This window comes from Pseudomonas sp. LAIL14HWK12:I7, from assembly GCF_000483465.1.
GTDB lineage: Bacteria > Pseudomonadota > Gammaproteobacteria > Pseudomonadales > Pseudomonadaceae > Aquipseudomonas > Aquipseudomonas kermanshahensis.
In genome coordinates, this window is the sequence record NZ_KI519605.1 from 116,970 (window position 1) to 137,533 (window position 20,564).

Genomic DNA, 20,564 nt, shown 5'->3' on the forward strand with positions numbered 1-20,564 from the left:
GGCACGGCCTCTGCACCGATCATCACGCGACTGCTCCCGATGCTCACAATAAAGGCGAAAAACCATGATCCCCTCTGCCGAATATCCGTATGTCGATTCCCAGAATCGTTCAGGCGTGTCCTGGGCGGCCATCTTCGCGGGTGCCGCTGCTGCTGCCGCGCTGTCTTTGATCCTTGTGGTGCTCGGTGCGGGGCTTGGCTTTGCCGCCACTTCGCCCTGGGCAGATGAAGGTGCCAGCGCCCAGACCTTGGGCGTGTCGGCGATCATCTGGTTGTTGTTGACGCAGATTCTCGCTTCAGGCCTGGGCGGCTATATCGCCGGCCGGCTGCGGGTGAAGTGGGCCAATCTGCATGGCGATGAAGTGTATTTCCGCGACACGGCCCATGGCTTCCTCGCCTGGGCAGTGGCCACGCTGGTTGCAGCCATGCTGATCGTTGGCACCGTCGGTGGTTTGGCCGGTGCGGGCGTGCAGGCCGGGGCGACGGCGGTTGGGGCGGCTGCGAGCATGGCGCCCAAGCCTGATGCCAATGGTTACTTCGTCGACAGCCTGTTCCGTAGCGATGGCCCGGCAGCGGTCAGCGACGATGCTGCCAACGGCGTAGCGGCGCGCATCCTGGCCAAGTCCATCGCGCAGGGTGGCACGCTGGCTGAAGGTGACCGCGCGTATCTCGCGCAATTGGTGGCCCAGCGTACCCGCTTGAGCCAGGCGGAAGCCGAAGCACGGGTAGATGAAGTGTACGCCCAAGTGCAGCAGGCCAAGGTGCAGGCAAAACAGGCGGCTGATACGGCGGCCAAAGTGGCGGCCTGGACGGCGCTGTGGACCTTTGTTGCGCTGCTCTGCGGTGCGTTCTTTGCCAGCCTGGCTGCGTTGTTCGGTGGCCGTCAGCGTGATCGCGTGCTGTGGCTGGAAGGGGAAGGCGTGGGCTACACGACCCATCGAAGCATTCAACGTTAAGGAAGGAGAAACAACATGCGCTCATTACTGCTGTGGATGCTTGGGGTACCGATTCCGGTGATCATCCTGATCGCGATATTCATGCATTGAGAACGTGGGGCCGCTTTGCGGCCCATCGCCGGCAAGCCGGCTCCCACAGATACGGCGCAGGTTTGAAGCCTGCGCCGTACTTGTGGGAGCCGGCTTGCCGGCGATGAATGTCACACCGAACTAGAGAAATTGCTCGGCATAATGACAGGCGACCTGCCGGGTCCCAACCTGCCGAAACGCAGGCACTTCCTTCCCACACCGCTCCGTCGCATACGGGCAACGCTTGTGAAACGCGCAGCCATCCGGCGGGTTCAACGGGTTGGGTAATTCCCCCGCAATGCGAATCTTGGGTTTCAACGGGTCTGGATGAATCGCCGGTGTTGCCGACAGCAATGCCTGGGTATAAGGGTGCAGCGGCTTCTCGTAGATATCCGCTTTCGGCCCCATCTCCGCCGGCCGCCCCAGGTACATCACCAACACCTGATCCGCCACATGCCGCACCACCGCCAGGTTGTGCGAGATGAACACGTAAGCGGTGTTGAATTCCTTCTGCAGGTCCATGAACAGGTTCAGCACCTGTGCCTGGATCGACACGTCGAGTGCAGAGGTCGGCTCGTCCGCCACCAGCACCTTGGGCTGCAGCATCATGGCCCGGGCCAGGGCGATACGCTGGCGCTGCCCCCCCGAGAACATGTGCGGGTAGCGCTGGTAGTGCTCGGGTCGCAGGCCGACCTGCTCCATCATCTTCTGCACTTTCTCGCGCCGCTCGGCCTTGCTCAGCGAGGTGTTGATCAGCAAAGGCTCGGCCAATTGGTCGCCGATCTTCTGGCGCGGATTCAGCGAGGCATACGGGCTTTGGAAGACCATCTGCACATCGCGGCGCAATTGCTTGCGCTCGGCCTTGCTGGCGCCTGTGACCTCGGTGCCGGCGATCTGTAACGAGCCGGAGGAGGGCTCTTCGATCAAGGTCAGGGCGCGGGCCAGGGTCGATTTGCCACAGCCGGATTCACCGACCACAGCCAGGGTCTTGCCGGCCTCCAGTTCGAACGATACGCCATTGAGCGCACGCACCAGGGCGTGGCCCTTGAACAGGCCGCGGGACACTTCGTAGTGGCGAGTCAACTCGCGGGCAGTAAGTACGACGGCCATCACGCCACCTCCTGGTTCAGCGGGTAGAAGCAACGCACCAGGCTGTGTGCCTGGGGGGCGAGGGGCGGACGCTGTTGCCGGCAGTTGTCCTGCACGTACGGGCAGCGCGGCGACAGCAGGCAACCTTGCGGCCGGTCGTAACGGCCAGGGACGATGCCGGGCAGGGTGGCCAGGCGCTCGGCGCCCAGGCTGTGCTCGGGGATCGCCGCCAGCAGGGCTTCGCTGTAGGGGTGGGCGGGGACGTCGAACAGCTCGGGCACCTGGCCCACTTCTACCGCTTGCCCGGCGTACATCACACACACGCGCCGGGCGGTTTCAGCCACCACGGCCAGGTCATGGGTAATGAGAATGAGCGCCATGTTGCGCTCTTTCTGCAGGTTGACCAGCAGCTCCATGATCTGCGCCTGGATGGTCACATCGAGGGCGGTGGTAGGTTCGTCGGCGATCAGCAGCTTGGGTTCGCCGGCAATCGCCATGGCGATCGCCACGCGCTGGCTCATGCCGCCAGACAGCTGGTGCGGATACGCGTCCAGGCGGCTTTCCGCGGCCGGGATCTCGACTTTTTTCAACAGTTCCAGGGCCCGCTGGCGCGCAGCCTTGCCCTTCAGGCCCAGGTGCTGGCGCAGCACTTCTTCGATCTGATAGCCCACGGTGAAGCTCGGGTTGAGCGCGGTCATCGGGTCCTGGAAGACCATGGCGATGTCCTTGCCCACCACCTTGCGCCGCTGGCGGCCGCTGAGCTTGAGCATGTCGGTGCCGTTGAACGTCATGGTATCGGCGGTGATGCGCCCGGGGGCGTCGATCAGGCCCATCAGGGCCATCATGGTGACGGATTTGCCCGAGCCGGACTCGCCGACGATGGCCAGGATCTCACCGGCATCCACGGCCAGGTCCAGGCCATCCACCACCGGTACTGCATGGGCGTCGCCGAAGCGCACATTGAGGTTGTTGATCTGCAACAGTGACATGGCGTTCTCCTCAGGCGGCGTTCTTGAGTTTCGGGTCCAGCGCATCGCGCAGTCCGTCGCCCATCAGGTTGATTGCCAGCACGCTGAGCAGAATGGTCACCCCCGGCAGGCTCACCACCCACCAGGCCCGCTCGATGTAGTCGCGGGCCGAAGCCAGCATGGTGCCCCACTCGGGGGTGGGCGGTTGCACGCCCAGGCCGAGGAAGCCTAGGGCCGCGGCGTCGAGGATCGCCGAGGAGAAACTCAAGGTAGCCTGCACGATCAACGGCGCCATGCAGTTGGGCAGCACGGTGACGAACATCAGCCGCGGCAAGCTGGCACCGGCCAGGCGGGCGGCGGTGACGTAGTCGCGGTTGAGTTCGCCCATTACCGCGGCGCGGGTCAGGCGCACATAGGCAGGCAGCGAGACAATGGCGATGGCGATCACGGTGTTGATCAGGCCAGGGCCGAGGATGGCGACGATGGCCACGGCCAGCAGCAGCGAGGGCAGGGCCAGCATCACGTCCATCAGGCGCATGATCGAGGGGCCGAGGAAGTGCGGGAAGAAGCCGGCCAGCAGGCCCAGCAGAATCCCTGGGATCAGCGACATCACCACCGACGACAGGCCGATCAGCAATGACAGCCGGGCGCCCTGGATCAAGCGCGACAGCAGGTCGCGGCCCAGTTCGTCGGTGCCGAGGATGAACTGCCAGGTACCGCCTTCGAGCCACACCGGCGGGGTCAGCAGGAAGTCGCGGTACTGCTCGCTCGGGTCATGCGGGGCGACCCAAGGGGCGAACAGGGCGCAGAACACCACCAGGCACATGAAGGCCAGGCCCATCACCGCGCCTTTGTTGCGCGAGAAGGCGTGCCAGAATTCCTTGTACGGCGAGGGGTAGAGCAGGCTTTGGTCCACCGGGCTGGCCGGTGCGACGGATTTTGCAATCGGGCTAGTCATGGCGAAGGCCTCAGCGCTGATGACGGATGCGTGGGTTGGCCAGGCCGTAGAGGATGTCCACGACGAAGTTGACCAGAATCACCAGGCAGGCGATCAACAGGATGCCGTTCTGGACCACGGGGTAGTCACGGGCACCGATGGCTTCGATCAGCCATTTGCCGATGCCCGGCCAGGAAAAGATGGTTTCGGTCAGCACGGCGCCGGCCAGCAGTGTGCCGACTTGCAGGCCGAACACCGTGAGCACCGGGATCAGCGCGTTACGCAGGCCGTGCACGAACACCACGCGGGCGGGCGACAGGCCCTTGGCGCGGGCGGTGCGAATGTAGTCTTCACGCAGTACTTCGAGCATGGACGAGCGGGTCATGCGGGCGATCACCGCCAGCGGAATGGTGCCCAGTACGATGGCCGGCAGGATCAGGTGCATCACCGCATCCTTGAACGCGCCTTCTTCGTCACTGAGCAGGGTGTCGATCAGCATGAAACCGGTTTTCGGCTCGATGTCGTAGAGCAGGTCGATGCGCCCGGACACCGGCGTCCAGCCCAGGCTGACCGAGAAGAACATGATCAGGATCAGGCCCCACCAGAAAATCGGCATGGAGTAGCCAGCGAGCGAGATGCCCATCACCCCATGATCGAACAGCGAGCCCCGCTTCAGTGCCGCGATCACCCCGGCCAGCAGGCCGACGATACCGGCGAACAGCAGGGCGGCGAAGGCCAGCTCCAAGGTGGCGGGGAACAGAGTGAGGAATTCGGTCCACACGCTCTCGCGGGTACGCAGCGATTCGCCCAAGTCACCCTGGGCGAGCTTGCCCACATAGTCCAGGTACTGGACCGGCAGTGGCTTGTTCAGGCCCAGGCGCTCCATGGCCTGGGCGTGCATTTCGGGGTCGACCCTGCGCTCGCCCATCATCACTTCCACCGGGTCGCCGGGGATCAGGCGTATGAGCGCGAAGGTGAGCAACGTGATACCGAAGAAGGTCGGGATCAGCAGGCCCAGGCGCCGGGCAATAAAACTCAACATTGTCGGGGTTACCTCTTCAGGCCAGGCGGCAGTCAGCACGCCACGGCAGTGCCGCCGGTCCCCGTGTGGGCTGCCGGCGGTCGTTGTTTTTCTACTTCACCCGGGTGGTGGCGAAGTTGTTGTTGGTCAGAGGGTTGATCACGTAACCCTCCACGTTGTCACGCATGGCGGTAAACACCTTCGGGTGGGCCATGCTGATCCAGGGCTGGTCGTCATCGTACACCTTCAATGCCTCGCTATAGAGCCTTGCACGCGCGTCGTTATCGATCACCTCGCGGGCTTGGGTGATCAACGCCTGGAATTTCGAGTTGCACCAGCGCGCGTAGTTCTCGCCATTTTTCGCCGCCTCGCAGCTGAGCAGCGGTGTGAGGAAATTGTCCGGGTCGCCGTTGTCGCTGGCCCAGCCGGTGGACACCAGGTCGGCTTCGCCTTTTTTGGCCCGGCGCAGCATCTCGGCCCACTCCATGACGCGGATGTCGAGCTTGATGCCAACCTTGGCCAGGTCTGATTGCAACATCTCGGCCGACAGCCGCGGGTTGGGGTTGGTCGGGCCGCCGCCGTTGCGGGTGAACAGGGTGATGACCGTACCCTCCGGCACACCGGCCTCCTTGAGCAGCGCACGTGCCTTGTCGAGGTCGCGGGGTGGGTTTTTGTTGTCGCGGTTGAAGCCGATCATTGACGGCGGGTAGGGGTTGATAGCGACCAGGGCGTTGCCTTTGCCGAATAGCTGATCGACGTGGGACTGGCGGTCGAAGGCCATGTCGATGGCTTTGCGCACCCGCACATCACTGAGGTATTTGTGCTCGGTGTTCATGGCGATGTAGCCGGTAACCAGTGCTTCGGTGTTGGCGATCTTGAGCTTAGGGTCTGCCTTGATCGACGGCACGTCCTCGGGCTTGGGGTACAGCGCCACCTGGCATTCGTTGGCGCGCAGCTTCTGCAGGCGGACGTTGCTGTCGCTGGCGATGGCAAAGATCAGGGCATCGGCCGGTGGCTTGCCACGGAAGTAGTCTGGGTTGGCCTTGTAGCGGACCTGTGCGTCCTTGCTGTAGCGCTGGAAGATGAACGGGCCGGTGCCGATCGGCTTGCTGTTGAGGTCGCCTGTCTTACCTGCCTTCAGCAACTGGTCGCCGTATTCGGCGGAGTAGATCGAGGTGAAACCCATGGCCATGTCACGCAGAAACGGTGCTTCCGGGCGGGTGAGGGTGATCACCACGGTGTGATCGTCAGTCTTGTCTACCGACTTGAGCAATTTGCCAAAGGCCATGCTTTCGAAATACGGGTAGCCGACGCTGGTCTTGTCGTGCCAGGGGTGTTGTGGGTCGAGCTGGCGGCGCAGGCTCCACAGCACGTCGTCGGCATTGAAGTCGCGGGTGGGCGTGAAGTAGTCGGTGGTGTGGAACTTAACCCCCTGGCGCAGGTGGAAGGTGTACGTCAGGCCATCAGCGGAGATGTCCCAGCGTTCCGCCAGTGCCGGCTGGATGTCGGTCGTCCCGGGGGTGAAATCGACCAGGCGGTTGAACAGGGTTTCGGACGAGGCATCGAACGTCACGGCCGTGGTGTACTGGACGACATCGAAGCCCTCGGGGCTGGCTTCGGTACACACCACCAGCGGCTTGGCCGCAAGCGGCGCGGCGCTGCCCAGGATGAGCGCTGCCAGGGCAGCGCGGAGCGGTAGCGATTTCATGAATACTCCCTGCAAGCTTTGATTCCAGCGTAGCCGCCACGGCCTGTTTTTTTCAGTGGGCGAAGCAGGCCGTGGCGTCATGGGTCAGAGGATGTTGAACGGAATGGTGGTCACCACGCGGAACTCGTCCAGGCTGCCATCGGCCTGGGCCTTGCTGGCGCGGTGTGCGGTGTAGGTGGCGCGGATGCTGGTGTCTTTCAGCGGGCCGCTCTGCACCGCGTAGCTGGTGCCGATGCCCCACTCGTAGTGGGTCTCGCCGTCCATCCCCTTCACGTCATAGGCGGTGCCGCGGTAGTGCGTGCCGTCGATGCCCCAGCCGCGGGCGTTGTACAGGTTGAACTTCAGGCCCGGCACGCCGTAGGGCGCCATGTTCAGCACATAGGAAATCTGCAGGGATTTCTCGTTGGGGCCGTTGAAGTCCGAGAGCAGCGAGTTGGCCAGGTAGATGCCGTTGGTTTCGTGCAGGTAGTCGAAGTACTCGTTGCCGTTGACCTGCTGCCAGGCGGCCGAAAGGGTATGGGCCTGGTGGGTCAGGCCAAGCGACAGGCTGTAGGTGTCGTTGTCGATCTCACCCATCTTCTTGCTGCCTTCGTCCACGGTCTTGTAGTAGTTCAGACCGGTGCTCAGGCTGAGTACGGCGCTGTCACCCAGCACGTGGTTAGCGCCGAAGTAGTACTGGTTCCAGAAGTCGTCGACCTTGGTGGCGTACAGGCTGGTGGTCAGGCTCTTGAACGGCTGGTAGTTGACCCCGGTGGTGCTGGCGCGGTCGGTCTCGATGCCAGCGGCGCCATACTCGCTGCGGAATTTGCTGAGGCTTTGCTCGGTGCGCGGCGAGACGCGGTCGAAGGTGCCCAGGTCGAACGAGAGGTTGTCGAATTCGGCACTGTGCAGAAAGGCACCTTGGAAGCTCGAAGGCAGGGCGCGGTTGCCGATGTAAGCGATCATCGGCGTGTCCACTGACTGGCGGCCGACGGTGAGTGTGGTGTTGGACACACGGGCTTTGATGTTGCCCAGGCCCAGTTTGCTCCACTGGCCAATGGGGTCGCCGTCGCTGTGGGTCAGCGTCCGGTTGTTGGGGCCGGCGATGGCCTCGCGGTCCTGTAGCAGGGCAACGGCGTTGTAGCCGGCCGCCTCGACGGCAAAGCCCACGGTGCCTTGGGTAAAGCCCGAGCTGTAGTTGAGGAGGGTGCCTTGCAGCCAGTTCTCGCGGCTGTGGGTGTCGTGGCGGGTGCCGTCGCTTTTGTAGTACTTCCACAACGGGCCGCGGGTGGCGCGCTCGCGGGCGTACCAGTTGCGGGTAGAGCCAGACAGGCTCTGGCCGTCGACGAAGCCGGTCGCCTGGTCTTGCTCACTGCCTGTCTTGAGGGTGAGCGGGACGTAGTCCTGGCTCTGAGGGTCGGCTTCGACCACGGAGCAAAAGCTGCCGATGGTTAAGGCCAGTGCGGTTGAGGTGAATATTCTCAAGGTGAAAGCTCCCTTTCCTTTTTCTAGTTATTACCGGCCTTGTGAGCCGGATTTTTTGCTGCGGTGTTGCCAGGTTTGCCTGGGGTTGCCGGGCTAATCAGGGGGAGAGGTGTTGCCTGCACTGGCCGCTTCGTGGGGAACCTGTGGGAGCGGGTTTACCCGCGAAGAGGCCGGTGCAGGTTGAAAAATCAATCAACACTCACACCGGAAAAATCATTGCGGCCAAAGGGGCTGACCTTGAAGTCGGAAACCTTGACACTGATCGGCTGGTTCACCGTGGAATGCGCCACCGGGGTAATCGGCACCTGTTGCTTGAGCCGCTGCTGGGCCTGGCGGTAGAGGGCGGTGCGCTGTTCGCGGTCGGTCACCTGCTTGGCCTGCTTGACCAGGCTGTCGTACTGCGGGTCGCACCACAGGGAGTAGTTGTTGCTGCCGATGGCATCGCAGTTGTAGAGGGTGCCGAGCCAGTTGTCGGGGTCGCCGTTGTCGCCGGTCCAGCCGATCAGGGCGATGTCGTGCTCGCCGCTTTTCATGCGCTTGAGGTACTCGCCCCATTCGTAGCTGACGATGCGCACCTTGAAGCCCAGCTTGTTCCAGTCGGCCTGGAGCATCTCGGCCATCAGCTTGGCGTTGGGGTTGTACGGGCGCTGCACCGGCATGGCCCATAGGGTGACTTCGGTGCCGTCCTTGACCCCGGCCTGCTTGAGCAGTTGCTTGGCTTTTGCTGGGTCGAAGGGGGCGTCCTTGAGACTGTCGTCGTAGGACCATTGGGTGGGCGGCATGGCGTTCACCGCCCGTTGCCCGGAGTCCTGATACACCGCCTGCAGGATCGCCTGCTTGTTGACCGCCATGTCCATGGCCTGGCGCACTTCCAGGCGGTCGAAGGGCGGGTGCTGGGTGTTGTAGGCGATGTAGCCGAGGTTGAAGCCGGGCCGTTGCAGCACCTCGAGCGTCTTGTCGGCCTTGAGCGCTGGCAGGTCGGCCGGCCGAGGGTGCAAGGTGACCTGGCATTCGTTGCGGCGCAGCTTCTGGATGCGCACCGAAGGGTCGGTGTTGATCGAGAACACCAGGTTGTCGATCTTCACCTCATCCGGAGCCCAATAGTCCTTGTTGCCCTTGAAGCGGATCTGCGAATCCTTCTGGTAGCGCTGGAACACGAACGGCCCGGTGCCGATGGGCTGCTGGTTGATGTCGCTAGGGCGCCCGCGGGTCATCAACTGCTCGGCGTATTCGGCAGACAGGATGGACGCGAAGCTCATGGCAAGGTTCTGGATGAACGCGGCGTCGACCTTGTTCAGGGTGAACACCACGGTCAGCGGGCCGGCCTTCTCGATGCGGGCGATGTTCTTGTCCAGGCCCATGCTGACGAAGTAGGGGAACTCGGTGGGGTAGGCCAGCCGGAACGGGTGGCCCTTGTCGAGCATGCGGTTGAAGGTGAACAGCACGTCGTCGGCATTGAAGTCGCGGCCTGGGGTGAACGCCTTGTTGGCGTGGAACTTCACGCCCTCGCGCAGGTGGAAGGTGTAGCGCAGGCCATCCTCGGAGATGTCCCATTTGGTTGCCAGGGCCGGGTGCACGGCAGTGCCGCCGCGTTCGAATTCGACCAGGCGGTTGTAGATCGGCTCGGCGGCGTCGTTGTCGGTGGCGCTGGTGTACTGGGCGGTGTCGAAACCCGCCGGGCTGCCTTCGGAACAGAACACCAGGTTTTTCGCGAGCAGGGCCGGGGATTGGCTCATCAGGCCCAGCGCGAGCAGGGTCGAAAGGGCGGTGGCATGGCGCATGGCAAGTCCTTGTTCGTCTGTTTCGCCGCCTCGGGGTACGAATGGCGGCAACAGGTTGCCTATCCCGCTGCGGGTAGCAGCAGGCAGGCGTTATGGGGGTTGGCTGTGGTGGGGCAGGCACCCGCCGCGCGGCGGGTGCCGGGGGCTACCCTATTAGTTGTCCACGCTGACGCCGTAGAAGGCATTCAGCCCAAACGGACTGATCTTGAAGTCCTTCACCTTGACACTCATGGGCTGGTACACGGTGGAGTGGGCGATCGGGGTGATCGGCACCTGCTGCTTGAGGATGTGCTGCGCCTGTTGATACAACTCGGTGCGTTTGGCTTGGTCAGAGGTGGCTTTGGCCTGTTTGATCAGGTCGTCGTAGGGCTTGTAGCACCACTTGGAGAAGTTGTTGCCGTCGATCGCATCACAGCCGTACAGGGTACCTAGCCAGTTGTCCGGGTCACCGTTGTCGCCGCTCCAGCCGATCAGCATGGCGCCCTGTTCGCCGCCTTTGGAGCGCTTGATATATTCGCCCCATTCATAGCTGACGATCTTCGCCTTGATGCCGATCTTGGCCCAGTCCGATTGCAGCATTTCGGCCATCAGCTTGGCATTGGGGTTGTACGGGCGTTGCACAGGCATGGCCCACAGGGTGATCTCGGTGCCCTCCGGGATGCCGGCTTGCTTGAGCAGCTGCTTGGCCTTTTCCGGATCGTAGGGGGCGTCCTTGATGCTGTCGTCATAGGACCACTGGGTGGGCGGCATGCCGTTTACCGCCAGCTGGCCGGCACCCTGGTAAACCGATTCGATGATCTTTTTCTTGTCCACCGCCATGTCCAGTGCCTGACGCACTTCGAGCTTGGCCATGGGGTTGGGCACGCTGCTGCCCTTGATCTTGTCCATCACGTTGTAGGCAATGTAGCCGAGGTTGAAGCCGGCCTGTTGCGGCATCTGCAGGCTCTTGTCGGCCTTGAGCGGCTCGATGTCGGCCGGGCGCGGGAACAGCGTGACCTGGCACTCGCCTTTCTTGAGCTTCTGCATGCGCACCGAGGCATCGGTGGTGATGGCGAAGATCAGGTTTTCGAGCTTCACGTCCTCGGGTTTCCAGTAATCCTTGTTGCCCTTGAAGCGGATTTGCGCGTCTTTCTGGTACTTGCTGAACACGAATGGGCCGGTGCCGATCGGTTTCTGGTTGAGGTCGGCAGCCTTACCGCCTTTCAGCAACTGGTCGGCATACTCGGCCGACTGGATGGACGCGAAGCTCATCGCCAGGTTCTGGATGAACGCAGCGTCCACGTCGTTGAGGGTGAAGCGCACAGTGTGCTCGTCGACCTTCTCGAGCTTGGCGATGTTCTTGTCCATGCCCATGTCGGTGAAGTAGGGGAATTCGGTGGGGTAGGCCTTACGGAACGGGTGGTTCTTGTCGAGCATGCGGTTGAACGTGAACAGCACGTCATCGGCATTGAATGTGCGGGTGGGCTTGAAGTAGTCGGTGGTGTGGAACTTGACCCCTTCGCGCAGGTGGAAGGTGTAGGTCTTGCCGTCGTCGGACACTTCCCATTTAGTCGCCAGGCCCGGGATCACGGCGGTACCGCCGCGTTCGAACTGGGTCAGGCGGTTGAACACGGTCTCGGCCGAGGCGTCGAAGTCGGTTCCCGTCGTGTATTGCCCTGGGTCGAAGCCAGCCGGGCTGCCTTCGGAGCAGAACACCAGGTTGGACGCTGCGTGGGCGAGCGGGGCGCCGGCCAGCAAACCTGCACCTAGCAAGAACGGAATGACTGCGTGTTTGAGCATGGTGGCCTCATTGTTGTCATTTTTGATTGAGGTGGCCTCGTGAGCCGACCTGAGGATACTTATGCAGGGGCTGTTCCCAATGCAACACTCAGAAGGATAGTTGGCGCCAGAAAGGTGGCACGAGCGTACATGGATGTCGCATCGGTATAACTTTCGACGAAGTTGAACGTTTGCGCGGGCAAAATGATGGCAATTGCAGGATGTTTCGAGGGGGAGGAATCTGTAAGCCGCACCTTAAAAGTGCGTAGGAAATGTCTTAAATTGCAGAATTGGGGCTGCTTTGCAGCCCAGCGCGACGCAAGGCCGCTCCTACAGGTGCAGCGCAAGCCTTAGGCTCTGCGCTGCCCCTGTGGGAGTCGGCTTGCCGGCGATTGGGCCGCAAGGCGGCCCCATTCAGATCAGGGCATCTGAACTTCGATCAAACCATCGGCATTCATGCTCACTTCGCTGGTGCCCGCTTCGATATCCGGCGCCGGCGCCGCTTCGTCAGCGCCCATGGCTTTCATGGCCATCGGTGCGCTGCGCAGGTACGGGCGTGGGTAGCCGCTGCTGTTGAGGTTCAGGTTGACCACTTTGTAGCCCTTGCCCCCCAGCGCCTCGGTGGCCAGCTGTGCGCGTGCCTTGAAGGCATTGACCGCGTCCTTGAGCAAATCATCTTCGCTGGCCTTGCGCGTGGCCGGGGCGATGGAGAAGTCCATGCCGCCCATTTTCAGGTCTTGCAGCAGGTCGGCGGTCAATTGCGACAGGGCTGGGAAGTTGGCGCTTTCCAGGCGCAGCTCGGCGCGTTCACGCCAGCCGGTGATTTTCTGCCCTTTGCTGTCATAGACCGGGTAGCTGTTGCGGCTGCCCTGGCTGATCTTCACATCCTTGACCTGGCGAGACTGCTGCACAGCCTTGTTCATGGTCTCGGTGATCTCTTTGGCAAGTTTGCCCGGGTCGGTGTTCTGCGCTTCGCTGTAGAGGGTCACGACCATCAGGTCGCGTGGCACTTCCTTGCTGACTTCGGCACGCAGCGACACCTGGTTGAAGCGCGGCTCATCGGCCGCCAGCGCAGGCAGGCTGGCGAGCAGGCCGCAAGACAGGATCAAGGCAGTGCCGCGACGAGGGATTTGCATGTAAGACTCCTTGGCAATAAAAGGGCGTGGGTGCTGGCTCTCCATTCCACGCATGGCCCATCAGACCGGGAACAGTGTAGTGGGTTCAAAAGTGCCATCATGAACCTGTGACAAAGTGTGGCGCTTTGCCGCATCGCTGCAGCGAGGCGCCCGGCTTCGGTATACTCCAGCCGATTTTCTGGAGCACTCATCAGGAGAGCTCATGCTCGCCGACGTACAACCGTTGTCCGCTACACGTCAGAACCTCTGGCGCCTGACTGTTATTCGCGTGCTGGTCCTGGCTGCCCAGGCAGGCTCCGTGGGCGTCGCCTACTGGACCGACCTGCTGCCCTTGCCGTGGTTTTCGCTGGCGGCGACGCTAGCCCTGTCGTCCATCTTGTGCGCCTTCACCGCGTTGCGCCTGCGTCTGTCGCTGCCGGTCACCGAAATGGAATATGCACTGCAGCTTGCCTGTGACCTGCTGATCCACAGTGCCTTGCTGTATTACTCCGGCGGCTCGACCAACCCGTTCGTTTCGTATTACCTGGTGCCGCTGGCCATTGCTGCGGTGACCTTGCCCTGGCTCTATTCGCTGATTCTTTCGGGCATTGCCCTGACGGCCTACAGCCTGCTGCTGGTGCAGTTCTACCCGCTGGAAGGGCTGCCGCTGGCGCGCGACAAGATGCAGGTCTACGGCATGTGGCTGAGCATCGCCCTGGCGGCAGCGGTCATTACCTTCTTTGCCGCGCGCATGGCCGAAGAACTCCGCCGCCAGGAACAGCTGCGTTCCGAGCGCCGTGAGGAGAGCCTGCGCGATGAGCAGTTGCTGGCCGTGGCCACCCAGGCCGCTGGCGCTGCCCACGAACTGGGCACCCCGCTGGCGACGATGAGCGTGCTGCTCAACGAAATGCGCCAGGACCACCCCGACCCGCTGTTGCAGGAAGACCTGCAGATCCTTCAGGACCAGGTCAAACTGTGCAAGGAGACCTTGCAGCAACTGGTGCGTGCCGCCGAGGCCAACCGCCGCCTGGCGATGGTCGAGCAGGACGTTACCGCCTGGCTCGACGAAGCGCTCAACCGTTGGCACCTGATGCGGCCCGAGGCCAGCTACCGCTTCCAGCGCCTCAGGGATGGCCAGGTACCGCGCCTGACCCCGCCACCGGACCTGACCCAGGCGCTGCTGAACCTGCTGAACAATGCAGCCGACGCGTGTCCGGACGATCTCGAGGTGCGCCTTGACTGGGACGCCCAGGACATTGTCATCAGTATCCGTGACCATGGCCCCGGTGTGCCCCCAGCGATCGCCGAGGCGATTGGCAAACCCTTTATTACCACCAAGGGCAAAGGCTTCGGCCTGGGCCTGTTCTTGAGCAAGGCCAGCGTGACGCGTGCGGGCGGTTCGGTGAAACTCTATAGTCATGAGCAGGGTGGCACCCTGACCGAATTGCGCCTGCCCCATGGCAAGCGAGGAGATGAATGATGAGTGACGAAACCCAGCTTGAAAGCGAAGAGCTGCCGCACCTGCTGCTGGTGGATGACGATGCCACCTTCACCCGGGTCATGGCGCGCGCCATGAGCCGTCGCGGGTTCCGCGTGAGCACTGCAGGCTCCGCCGAAGAAGGGCTGATCCTGGCCCAGCAGGACCTGCCTGACTACGCCACGCTGGACCTGAAGATGGAAGGCGACTCGGGGCTTGTGCTGCTGCCCAAGCTGCTGGAGCTGGACCCGGAAATGCGCGTGGTGATCCTGACGGGTTATTCCAGCATCGCCACCGCGGTGGAGGCGGTCAAGCGCGGCGCCTGCAACTACCTGTGCAAGCCGGCCGATGCCGACGATGTACTGGCTGCGTTGCTTTCCGAGCATGCCGACCTGGATGCCCTGGTGCCGGAAAACCCGATGTCGGTCGACCGCCTGCAGTGGGAGCACATCCAGCGTGTGCTGAACGAGCACGAGGGCAATATCTCGGCCACGGCGCGGGCGCTGGGCATGCACCGGCGGACCTTGCAGCGCAAACTGCAGAAGCGGCCGGTTCGGCGCTGAATCGGCGTTGACCCTTTCGCGGGGCAAGCCCGCTCCCACAGGGACACCACTGAGCCCGAGAAGGGTGGTTACCTGTGGGGGCGGGCTTGCCCGCGAAGGGGCCGGCACTGACAGAAATTGCCCTGTATCACATCCCGATCCCCGCAACTCGCAGCCGTTGACGTATCATTAGCCCCCTAACGGCAACTCCCTGCAGGATCGCTTGCGCATGCTCGCCCTTCTTATCCAGACGCTGAACATCACGGCACCTGTCTTCGCCATGCTGTTCATGGGCGTGATGCTCAAACGCATCCACCTGATCGACGACAACTTCAACCGCGTCGCCTCACAGCTGGTGTTCAACGTCTGCATGCCGGCGCTGCTGTTCCTCGGCATCTACCACGCCGACCTGGCAACGGCGGTCAAACCTAGCGTGTTGCTGTACTTCGTCGCGGCCACCCTGGTTGGCTTTGGCGTGGCCTGGGGGCTGGCCATCTGGCGTTGCCCGCCAGCGGACCGCGGCATCTACACCCAAGGCGCGTTTCGCGGCAACAACGGCGTAATCGGCCTGGCCCTGGCCGCCAGCCTGTATGGCGACTACGGCATCTCGCTGGGCGCGGTGCTGGCAGGCCTGGTGATCCTCCTGTACAACTCGCTGTCGGCGGTGGTGCTGGCGGTGTACAGCCCGGACCTCAAGTCCGACCCGTGGAGCATCTGCAAGAACATCTTCAGCAACCCATTGATCATCAGTGTGCTGGTGGCAACGCCCATGGCCTATGGCCAGGTGCCGTTGCCCAACTGGTTGCTCACTTCAGGCGACTACCTGGCGCAGATGACCTTGCCGCTGGCATTGATGTGCATCGGTGGCACCCTGTCGCTGGCGGCGCTGCGTGACAGTGGCAGGCTGGCCATTGATGCCAGCCTGGTGAAGATGGTCTGGTTACCGCTGATCGGCACACTGGGTGCGTGGCTGTGCGGGTTCCGCGGTGCCGAGCTGGGCATTTTGTTCCTGTACATCGGCAGCCCGACGGCGGCAGCCAGCTATGTCATGGCGCGGGCGGCCAACGGCAACCATGAGTTGGCGGCTTCGATCATCGTGATCACTACGCTAATGGCGGCGATCACCACCAATATCGGTATTTTCATCTTGCAGTGGGGCGGATGGATCTAGATCCTTGACTGCAAATAACAGCAATAACACTGCCTCACTGAGCTAAAGGACACTTCATGCAAGACCAGAGCACGCCCGAGCGCTTGCAGCGCGGGCTGAAGAATCGCCATATCCAGCTGATCGCGCTGGGTGGGGCCATCGGCACCGGGCTGTTCCTGGGGATCGCCCAGACCATTCAACTGGCCGGCCCTTCCGTTTTGCTGGGCTACGCCATCGCCGGCCTGATGGCTTTCTTCATCATGCGCCAGTTGGGCGAAATGGTGGTCGAAGAGCCGGTAGCCGGCAGCTTCAGCCACTTCGCCCACCAGTATTGGAGCGAGTTCGCAGGCTTCGTCTCGGGCTGGAACTACTGGGTGGTGTACGTGCTGGTGGGCATGGCCGAACTGACCGCCGTGGGCATCTATGTGCAGTACTGGTGGCCCGATTTCCCCACCTGGGCGACGGCGGCGATCTTCTTCGTGGCGATCAACCTCATCAACCTGACCCAAGTGAAGGTCTACGGGGAGATGGAGTTCTGGTTCGCATTGGTCAAGGTAGTGGCCATCGTCAGCATGATTGGCTTTGGTGCCTGGTTGCTGAGCAGCGGCCACGGCGGCCCGGATGCCAGCGTGGCCAACCTGTGGCAATACGGCGGGTTCTTCCCGAATGGCGTTACTGGCCTGATCATGGCCTTGGCTGTGATCATGTTCTCTTTCGGTGGGCTGGAGCTGGTGGGTATCACCGCCGCCGAGGCAGATAACCCGCGCCAGAGCATCCCCAAGGCCACCAACCAGGTGGTCTACCGCATCCTGATTTTCTACATCGGCGCCCTGGCGGTGCTGTTGTCGCTGTACCCGTGGCAGAAGGTGGTGCAGGGGGGCAGCCCGTTCGTGATGATTTTCCATGAGCTGGACAGCGACCTGGTGGCGACCATCCTCAATGTCGTGGTGCTGACGGCGGCGCTGTCGGTCTACAACAGCTGCGTCTACGCCAACAGCCGCATGCTGTTCGGCCTGGCCAGCCAGGGTGATGCGCCGCGCCAGCTGCTCAAAGTCAGCCGCAGTGGTGTGCCGCTGACGGCGCTGGGTGTTTCGGCGTTTGCCACGGGCATGTGCGTACTGATCAACTACCTGATGCCGGGTGAAGCCTTTGGCTTGCTGATGGCCCTGGCAGTGTCGGCGCTGGTGATCAACTGGGCGAGCATCAGCATCACCCACCTCAAATTCCGCAAAGCCAAGCTGGCGTCGGGTATTACCCCGTTCTACCAGAGCTGGGGGCACCCGGTTACCAATTACCTGTGCCTGGCGTTCATCGTGCTGATTCTGGTCGTGATGTACCTGACGCCGCCGATTCGCATCTCGGTGATGCTGATTCCGGGTTGGATTGCGGTGCTTTGGGTCGCGTTCCGGTTGAAGAAGGCCCGGCAGGGCTGAGGGCTTGTGGCGCCCTCCGCTGGCCTCAGTGCTGCCGCCGCCACGCACGTACGGTGGTGTACAGCAGCACCAAGGCCAGCACTGGCAGGACATAGAACAGCATGAGCCGCTCCAGGCGGCCGGCCAATGGCATGCCGGTGGTAAAGGCCACCACATGCAGCCCATAGGCCAGGTACAGGCAGAGAAACACCAGGCCTTCAGCGCGCGTGATCCGGTAGCCCGAATAGAACACGGGCAGGCTCAAGACGGCGACGCCCAGCATCACGGGCAGGTCGAAGGCCAGCGCGTTGGGTGAGATTGACAGCGGTTCAGGGGTGATCAGCGCGGTCAGGCCCAGCACGCCCAGCAGGTTGAACAGGTTGCTGCCGATCACCGTGCCAACGGCGATTTCCCGTTCGCCGCGAAGGGCGGCAATCATCGCGGCGGCCAGCTCTGGCAATGACGTGCAGACCGCGACCACGGTCAGGCCGATGATGCGTTCGGAAAGGCCCAGGTCAGTCGCCACCTCAACGGCGGCTTCCAGTAGCAAGTGGCCGGCCAGGCTCAGCAGGCCAAGGCCAAGCGCAATCTGCAGCAGCGTGCTTGACCAAAAGCGTGCACCACTGACCTTGATGTTGCTGGGTGCGGGGTAGGTGCGAGCGTAATGGCGTGATTGATGCCAGAGCATGACCAGGTAGCCCACCAGCGCCAGCAACAGCAGCAGGCCCTCCCCGCGGCCCAGGTAGCCATTGGCGGCCAGCGCATACACCAGCGCACTGGCGACGATCATCAAGGGGATGTCCAGCCGAACCAGTTGGCGTGAAACACGCAGCGGGATGATCAGCGCGGCCAGGCCAAGAATCACCAGTACGTTGAAGATGTTGCTGCCAATCACGCTGCCGACGGCGACATCCGGTGCGCCCTGGAAGGCGGCCTGTAGGCTTACCGTAAGCTGCGGTGCGGTGCTGCCGAAGGCTACCAGGCTCAGCCCGATGATCAGTGGGCGCACGTGCAGGCGCAAGGCCAGGCGCAGGGCCATGCGTACCAACAGCTCGGCACCGCAGGCCAGCAGCAACAAGGCGACGCCCAGTTGCAGGAGGCTGAAGGTGGGAAGGGTGGCCAGGTCGAAAATGGTCAGGGCTCCAGTAGGGTCAGTCGCTCAGACCTTGTACCCGCACGCGCGCCGTTCCGCTACGGAGCATGCCGATTTTTTCTGCTGCAGCGCGTGACAAGTCGATCAGCCGGCCGCGTGTGTGCGGGCCGCGGTCATTGATGCGCACCACCACGCTGCGTTGGTTGGCGAGGTTGGTGACCAGCACGCGGCTGCCGAACGGCAGGCTGCGGTGAGCGGCGGTAAGGCCGTGCTGGTTGAACGGTTCGCCACTGGCCGTGCGTTTGCCGTGGTGGCGCGAGCCGTAATAGGAGGCGGTGCCGGTCTTGTCGTAGCCGCGGGGGTCGATATCGTGGCTGGCGCAGCCGGCCAGCAGGGAGAACAAGGCGAGGGTGCCGAGGGATCGTTTTAGCAAGTCAAAGGCTCTCCAGTGCGACCATTCGCGGGCAAGCTCGCTCCCACAGGTATGTCAGCGTCTGTGAGAGCGGCGCTGTACCTGTGGGAGCGGGCTTGCCCGCGAACGAGGGCGAAGCCCTCGCAGGATTACAGGGTCAAAACAATCACCCTTCGAGCTTGGCTTTGAGCAATTGGTTCACTTGCCCCGGGTTGGCCTTGCCCTTCGATGCCTTCATCGCCTGGCCGACGAAGAAGCCGAACATCTTGCCGCGCTTGGCCTCATCGGCGGCGCGGTACTGTTCGACCTGTTCGGCATTGGCAGCCAGCATTTCGTCGAGCATCTTGTCGATCGCACCGGTGTCGGTGACCTGCTTCAGGCCACGGATCTCGATGATGCTGTCGGCATCGCCTTCACCGGCGGCCATGGCCTCGAACACGGTTTTGGCGATCTTGCCGCTGATGGTGTTGTCACTGATACGCAGCAGCATGCCACCCAACTGCTCGGCGCTGACCGGTGCCTGGTCAATCTCGACCCCCAGCTTGTTCAGCAGGCTGCCCAGCTCGACCATGACCCAGTTGGCTGCCAGCTTGGCGTCGCCGCCAATCTTCACCACTTGTTCGAAGTAGTCTGCCTGTTCGCGGCTCGATGCCAGCACGTTCGCGTCGTAGGCCGACAGGCCGTACTGGCTCTGGAAGCGCTCGACCTTCTGCGGCGGCAGCTCTGGCAGGCCGGCGCGGATGGTGTCGAGGAAGCTGTCCTCGATGACCACCGGCAGCAGGTCTGGGTCGGGGAAGTAACGGTAGTCGTTGGCTTCCTCCTTGCTGCGCATGGAGCGGGTCTCGTCCTTGTTCGGGTCGTACAGGCGGGTTTCCTGGATGACCTTACCACCGTCTTCGATCAGGTCGATCTGGCGCTGGATCTCGCTGTTGATCGCACGTTCGATGAAGCGGAACGAGTTGACGTTCTTGATCTCGCAGCGGGTACCGAACTCGGCCTGGCCTTTTGGCCGGATCGACACGTTGCAGTCGCAGCGCAGCGAGCCTTCGGCCATGTTGCCGTCGCAGATGCCCAGGTAGCGCACCAGGGCGTGGATCGCCTTGACGTAGGCCACGGCTTCTTTGGCGCTACGCATGTCCGGCTCGGAAACGATTTCCAGCAGCGGCGTGCCGGCGCGGTTCAGGTCGATGCCGGTGGAGCCGCTGAAGTCTTCGTGCAGGCTCTTGCCGGCGTCTTCCTCCAGGTGCGCACGGGTCACGCCGATGCGCTTGATGGTGCCGTCTTCCAGGGCGATGTCCAGGTGGCCCTTGCCGACGATCGGCAGGTCCATCTGGCTGATCTGGTAGCCCTTGGGCAGGTCGGGGTAGAAGTAGTTCTTGCGCGCGAACACGTTGCGCTTGCCGATCTCGGCATCGATCGCCAGGCCGAACATGCACGCCATGCGCACGGCTTCCTGGTTCAGCACCGGCAGTACGCCGGGCATGCCCAAGTCAACCAGGCTGGCCTGGGTGTTCGGCTCGGAGCCGAAGGTGGTGGCGCTGCCGGAGAAGATCTTCGACTGGGTGGCGAGCTGAGTATGAATTTCCAGCCCGATCACAACTTCCCATTGCATG

Annotated in this window: 17 protein-coding genes; 5 read left to right on the plus strand and 12 right to left on the minus strand. The window is 62.8% G+C overall.

The genetic code is table 11. The annotated features are described in order from the left end of the window. Positions 1–64: 64 nt before the first annotated feature. Positions 65–955: a hypothetical protein gene (locus D886_RS0119920; protein ID WP_027595571.1), complete on the plus strand. Its 891-nt coding sequence runs from the start codon at positions 65–67 to the stop codon at positions 953–955. A gap of 210 nt (positions 956–1,165) precedes the next feature. Here D886_RS0119920 and D886_RS0119925 read toward each other — a convergent pair whose 3' ends face one another. From D886_RS0119925 to D886_RS0119965, 9 genes are all read right to left on the minus strand, one after another. Beyond that, positions 1,166–2,134 (minus strand): peptide ABC transporter ATP-binding protein, encoded by a 969-nt coding sequence (locus tag D886_RS0119925; protein WP_027595572.1) that lies wholly within the window; start codon positions 2,132–2,134, stop codon positions 1,166–1,168. After that, entirely contained in the window at positions 2,134–3,102 is a 969-nt protein-coding gene (locus D886_RS0119930; RefSeq protein ID WP_027595573.1) for an ABC transporter ATP-binding protein, read from the minus strand. The genes D886_RS0119925 and D886_RS0119930 overlap by 1 nt, the downstream gene beginning before the upstream one ends. A 10-nt stretch (positions 3,103–3,112) precedes the next feature. Beyond that, positions 3,113–4,039, minus strand: coding sequence for an ABC transporter permease subunit (locus tag D886_RS0119935; protein WP_027595574.1), 927 nt, complete (start codon positions 4,037–4,039; stop codon positions 3,113–3,115). Positions 4,040–4,049: 10 nt separating this feature from the next. Continuing rightward, on the minus strand, positions 4,050–5,060 hold the full coding sequence (locus tag D886_RS0119940) for an ABC transporter permease subunit (RefSeq protein WP_016485006.1): 1,011 nt from the start codon (positions 5,058–5,060) through the stop codon (positions 4,050–4,052). 91 nt (positions 5,061–5,151) lie between these two features. After that, the gene (locus D886_RS0119945; RefSeq protein ID WP_033694295.1) at positions 5,152–6,747 is read right to left on the minus strand and encodes an ABC transporter substrate-binding protein; all 1,596 of its coding nucleotides are present in this window, start codon (positions 6,745–6,747) and stop codon (positions 5,152–5,154) included. An 84-nt stretch (positions 6,748–6,831) separates the two neighbouring features. Next, the gene (locus D886_RS0119950; protein ID WP_027595576.1) at positions 6,832–8,211 is read right to left on the minus strand and encodes an OprD family porin; all 1,380 of its coding nucleotides are present in this window, start codon (positions 8,209–8,211) and stop codon (positions 6,832–6,834) included. Positions 8,212–8,399: 188 nt separating this feature from the next. Beyond that, complete coding sequence (locus D886_RS0119955; RefSeq protein ID WP_027595577.1) at positions 8,400–9,992, minus strand: ABC transporter substrate-binding protein; 1,593 nt, start codon at positions 9,990–9,992, stop codon at positions 8,400–8,402. A gap of 153 nt (positions 9,993–10,145) precedes the next feature. After that, complete coding sequence (locus D886_RS0119960; RefSeq protein ID WP_027595578.1) at positions 10,146–11,771, minus strand: ABC transporter substrate-binding protein; 1,626 nt, start codon at positions 11,769–11,771, stop codon at positions 10,146–10,148. 398 nt (positions 11,772–12,169) lie between these two features. Beyond that, on the minus strand, positions 12,170–12,886 hold the full coding sequence (locus tag D886_RS0119965) for an SIMPL domain-containing protein (protein WP_027595579.1): 717 nt from the start codon (positions 12,884–12,886) through the stop codon (positions 12,170–12,172). 202 nt (positions 12,887–13,088) lie between these two features. Between D886_RS0119965 and D886_RS0119970 the strand changes: the two genes are divergently transcribed. The 4 genes from D886_RS0119970 (at position 13,089) to D886_RS0119985 (ending at position 17,467) form a co-directional block, all read left to right on the plus strand. Continuing rightward, on the plus strand, positions 13,089–14,345 hold the full coding sequence (locus D886_RS0119970; protein WP_027595580.1) for an ATP-binding protein: 1,257 nt from the start codon (positions 13,089–13,091) through the stop codon (positions 14,343–14,345). Further along, positions 14,345–14,905, plus strand: coding sequence for a response regulator transcription factor (locus D886_RS0119975; RefSeq protein WP_027595581.1), 561 nt, complete (start codon positions 14,345–14,347; stop codon positions 14,903–14,905). Before D886_RS0119970 ends, D886_RS0119975 begins: the two co-directional genes overlap by 1 nt. Before the next feature lie 208 nt (positions 14,906–15,113). After that, positions 15,114–16,055 (plus strand): AEC family transporter, encoded by a 942-nt coding sequence (locus D886_RS0119980; protein ID WP_027595582.1) that lies wholly within the window; start codon positions 15,114–15,116, stop codon positions 16,053–16,055. Positions 16,056–16,111: 56 nt separating this feature from the next. Beyond that, positions 16,112–17,467 (plus strand): amino acid permease, encoded by a 1,356-nt coding sequence (locus D886_RS0119985; RefSeq protein WP_027595583.1) that lies wholly within the window; start codon positions 16,112–16,114, stop codon positions 17,465–17,467. 25 nt (positions 17,468–17,492) lie between these two features. Here the strand turns inward: D886_RS0119985 and D886_RS0119990 are convergent, their stop codons facing one another. From D886_RS0119990 to gatB, 3 genes are all read right to left on the minus strand, one after another. Next, positions 17,493–18,536, minus strand: a complete 1,044-nt coding sequence (locus D886_RS0119990; RefSeq protein ID WP_027595584.1) for a calcium/sodium antiporter — start codon at positions 18,534–18,536, stop codon at positions 17,493–17,495. A gap of 61 nt (positions 18,537–18,597) precedes the next feature. Continuing rightward, complete coding sequence (locus D886_RS0119995) at positions 18,598–18,972, minus strand: septal ring lytic transglycosylase RlpA family protein (RefSeq protein ID WP_027595585.1); 375 nt, start codon at positions 18,970–18,972, stop codon at positions 18,598–18,600. Between the two features lie 145 nt (positions 18,973–19,117). Next, on the minus strand, positions 19,118–20,563 hold the full coding sequence (gene gatB, locus D886_RS0120000) for an Asp-tRNA(Asn)/Glu-tRNA(Gln) amidotransferase subunit GatB (protein ID WP_027595586.1): 1,446 nt from the start codon (positions 20,561–20,563) through the stop codon (positions 19,118–19,120). Between the last annotated feature and the right edge of the window lies 1 nt (position 20,564).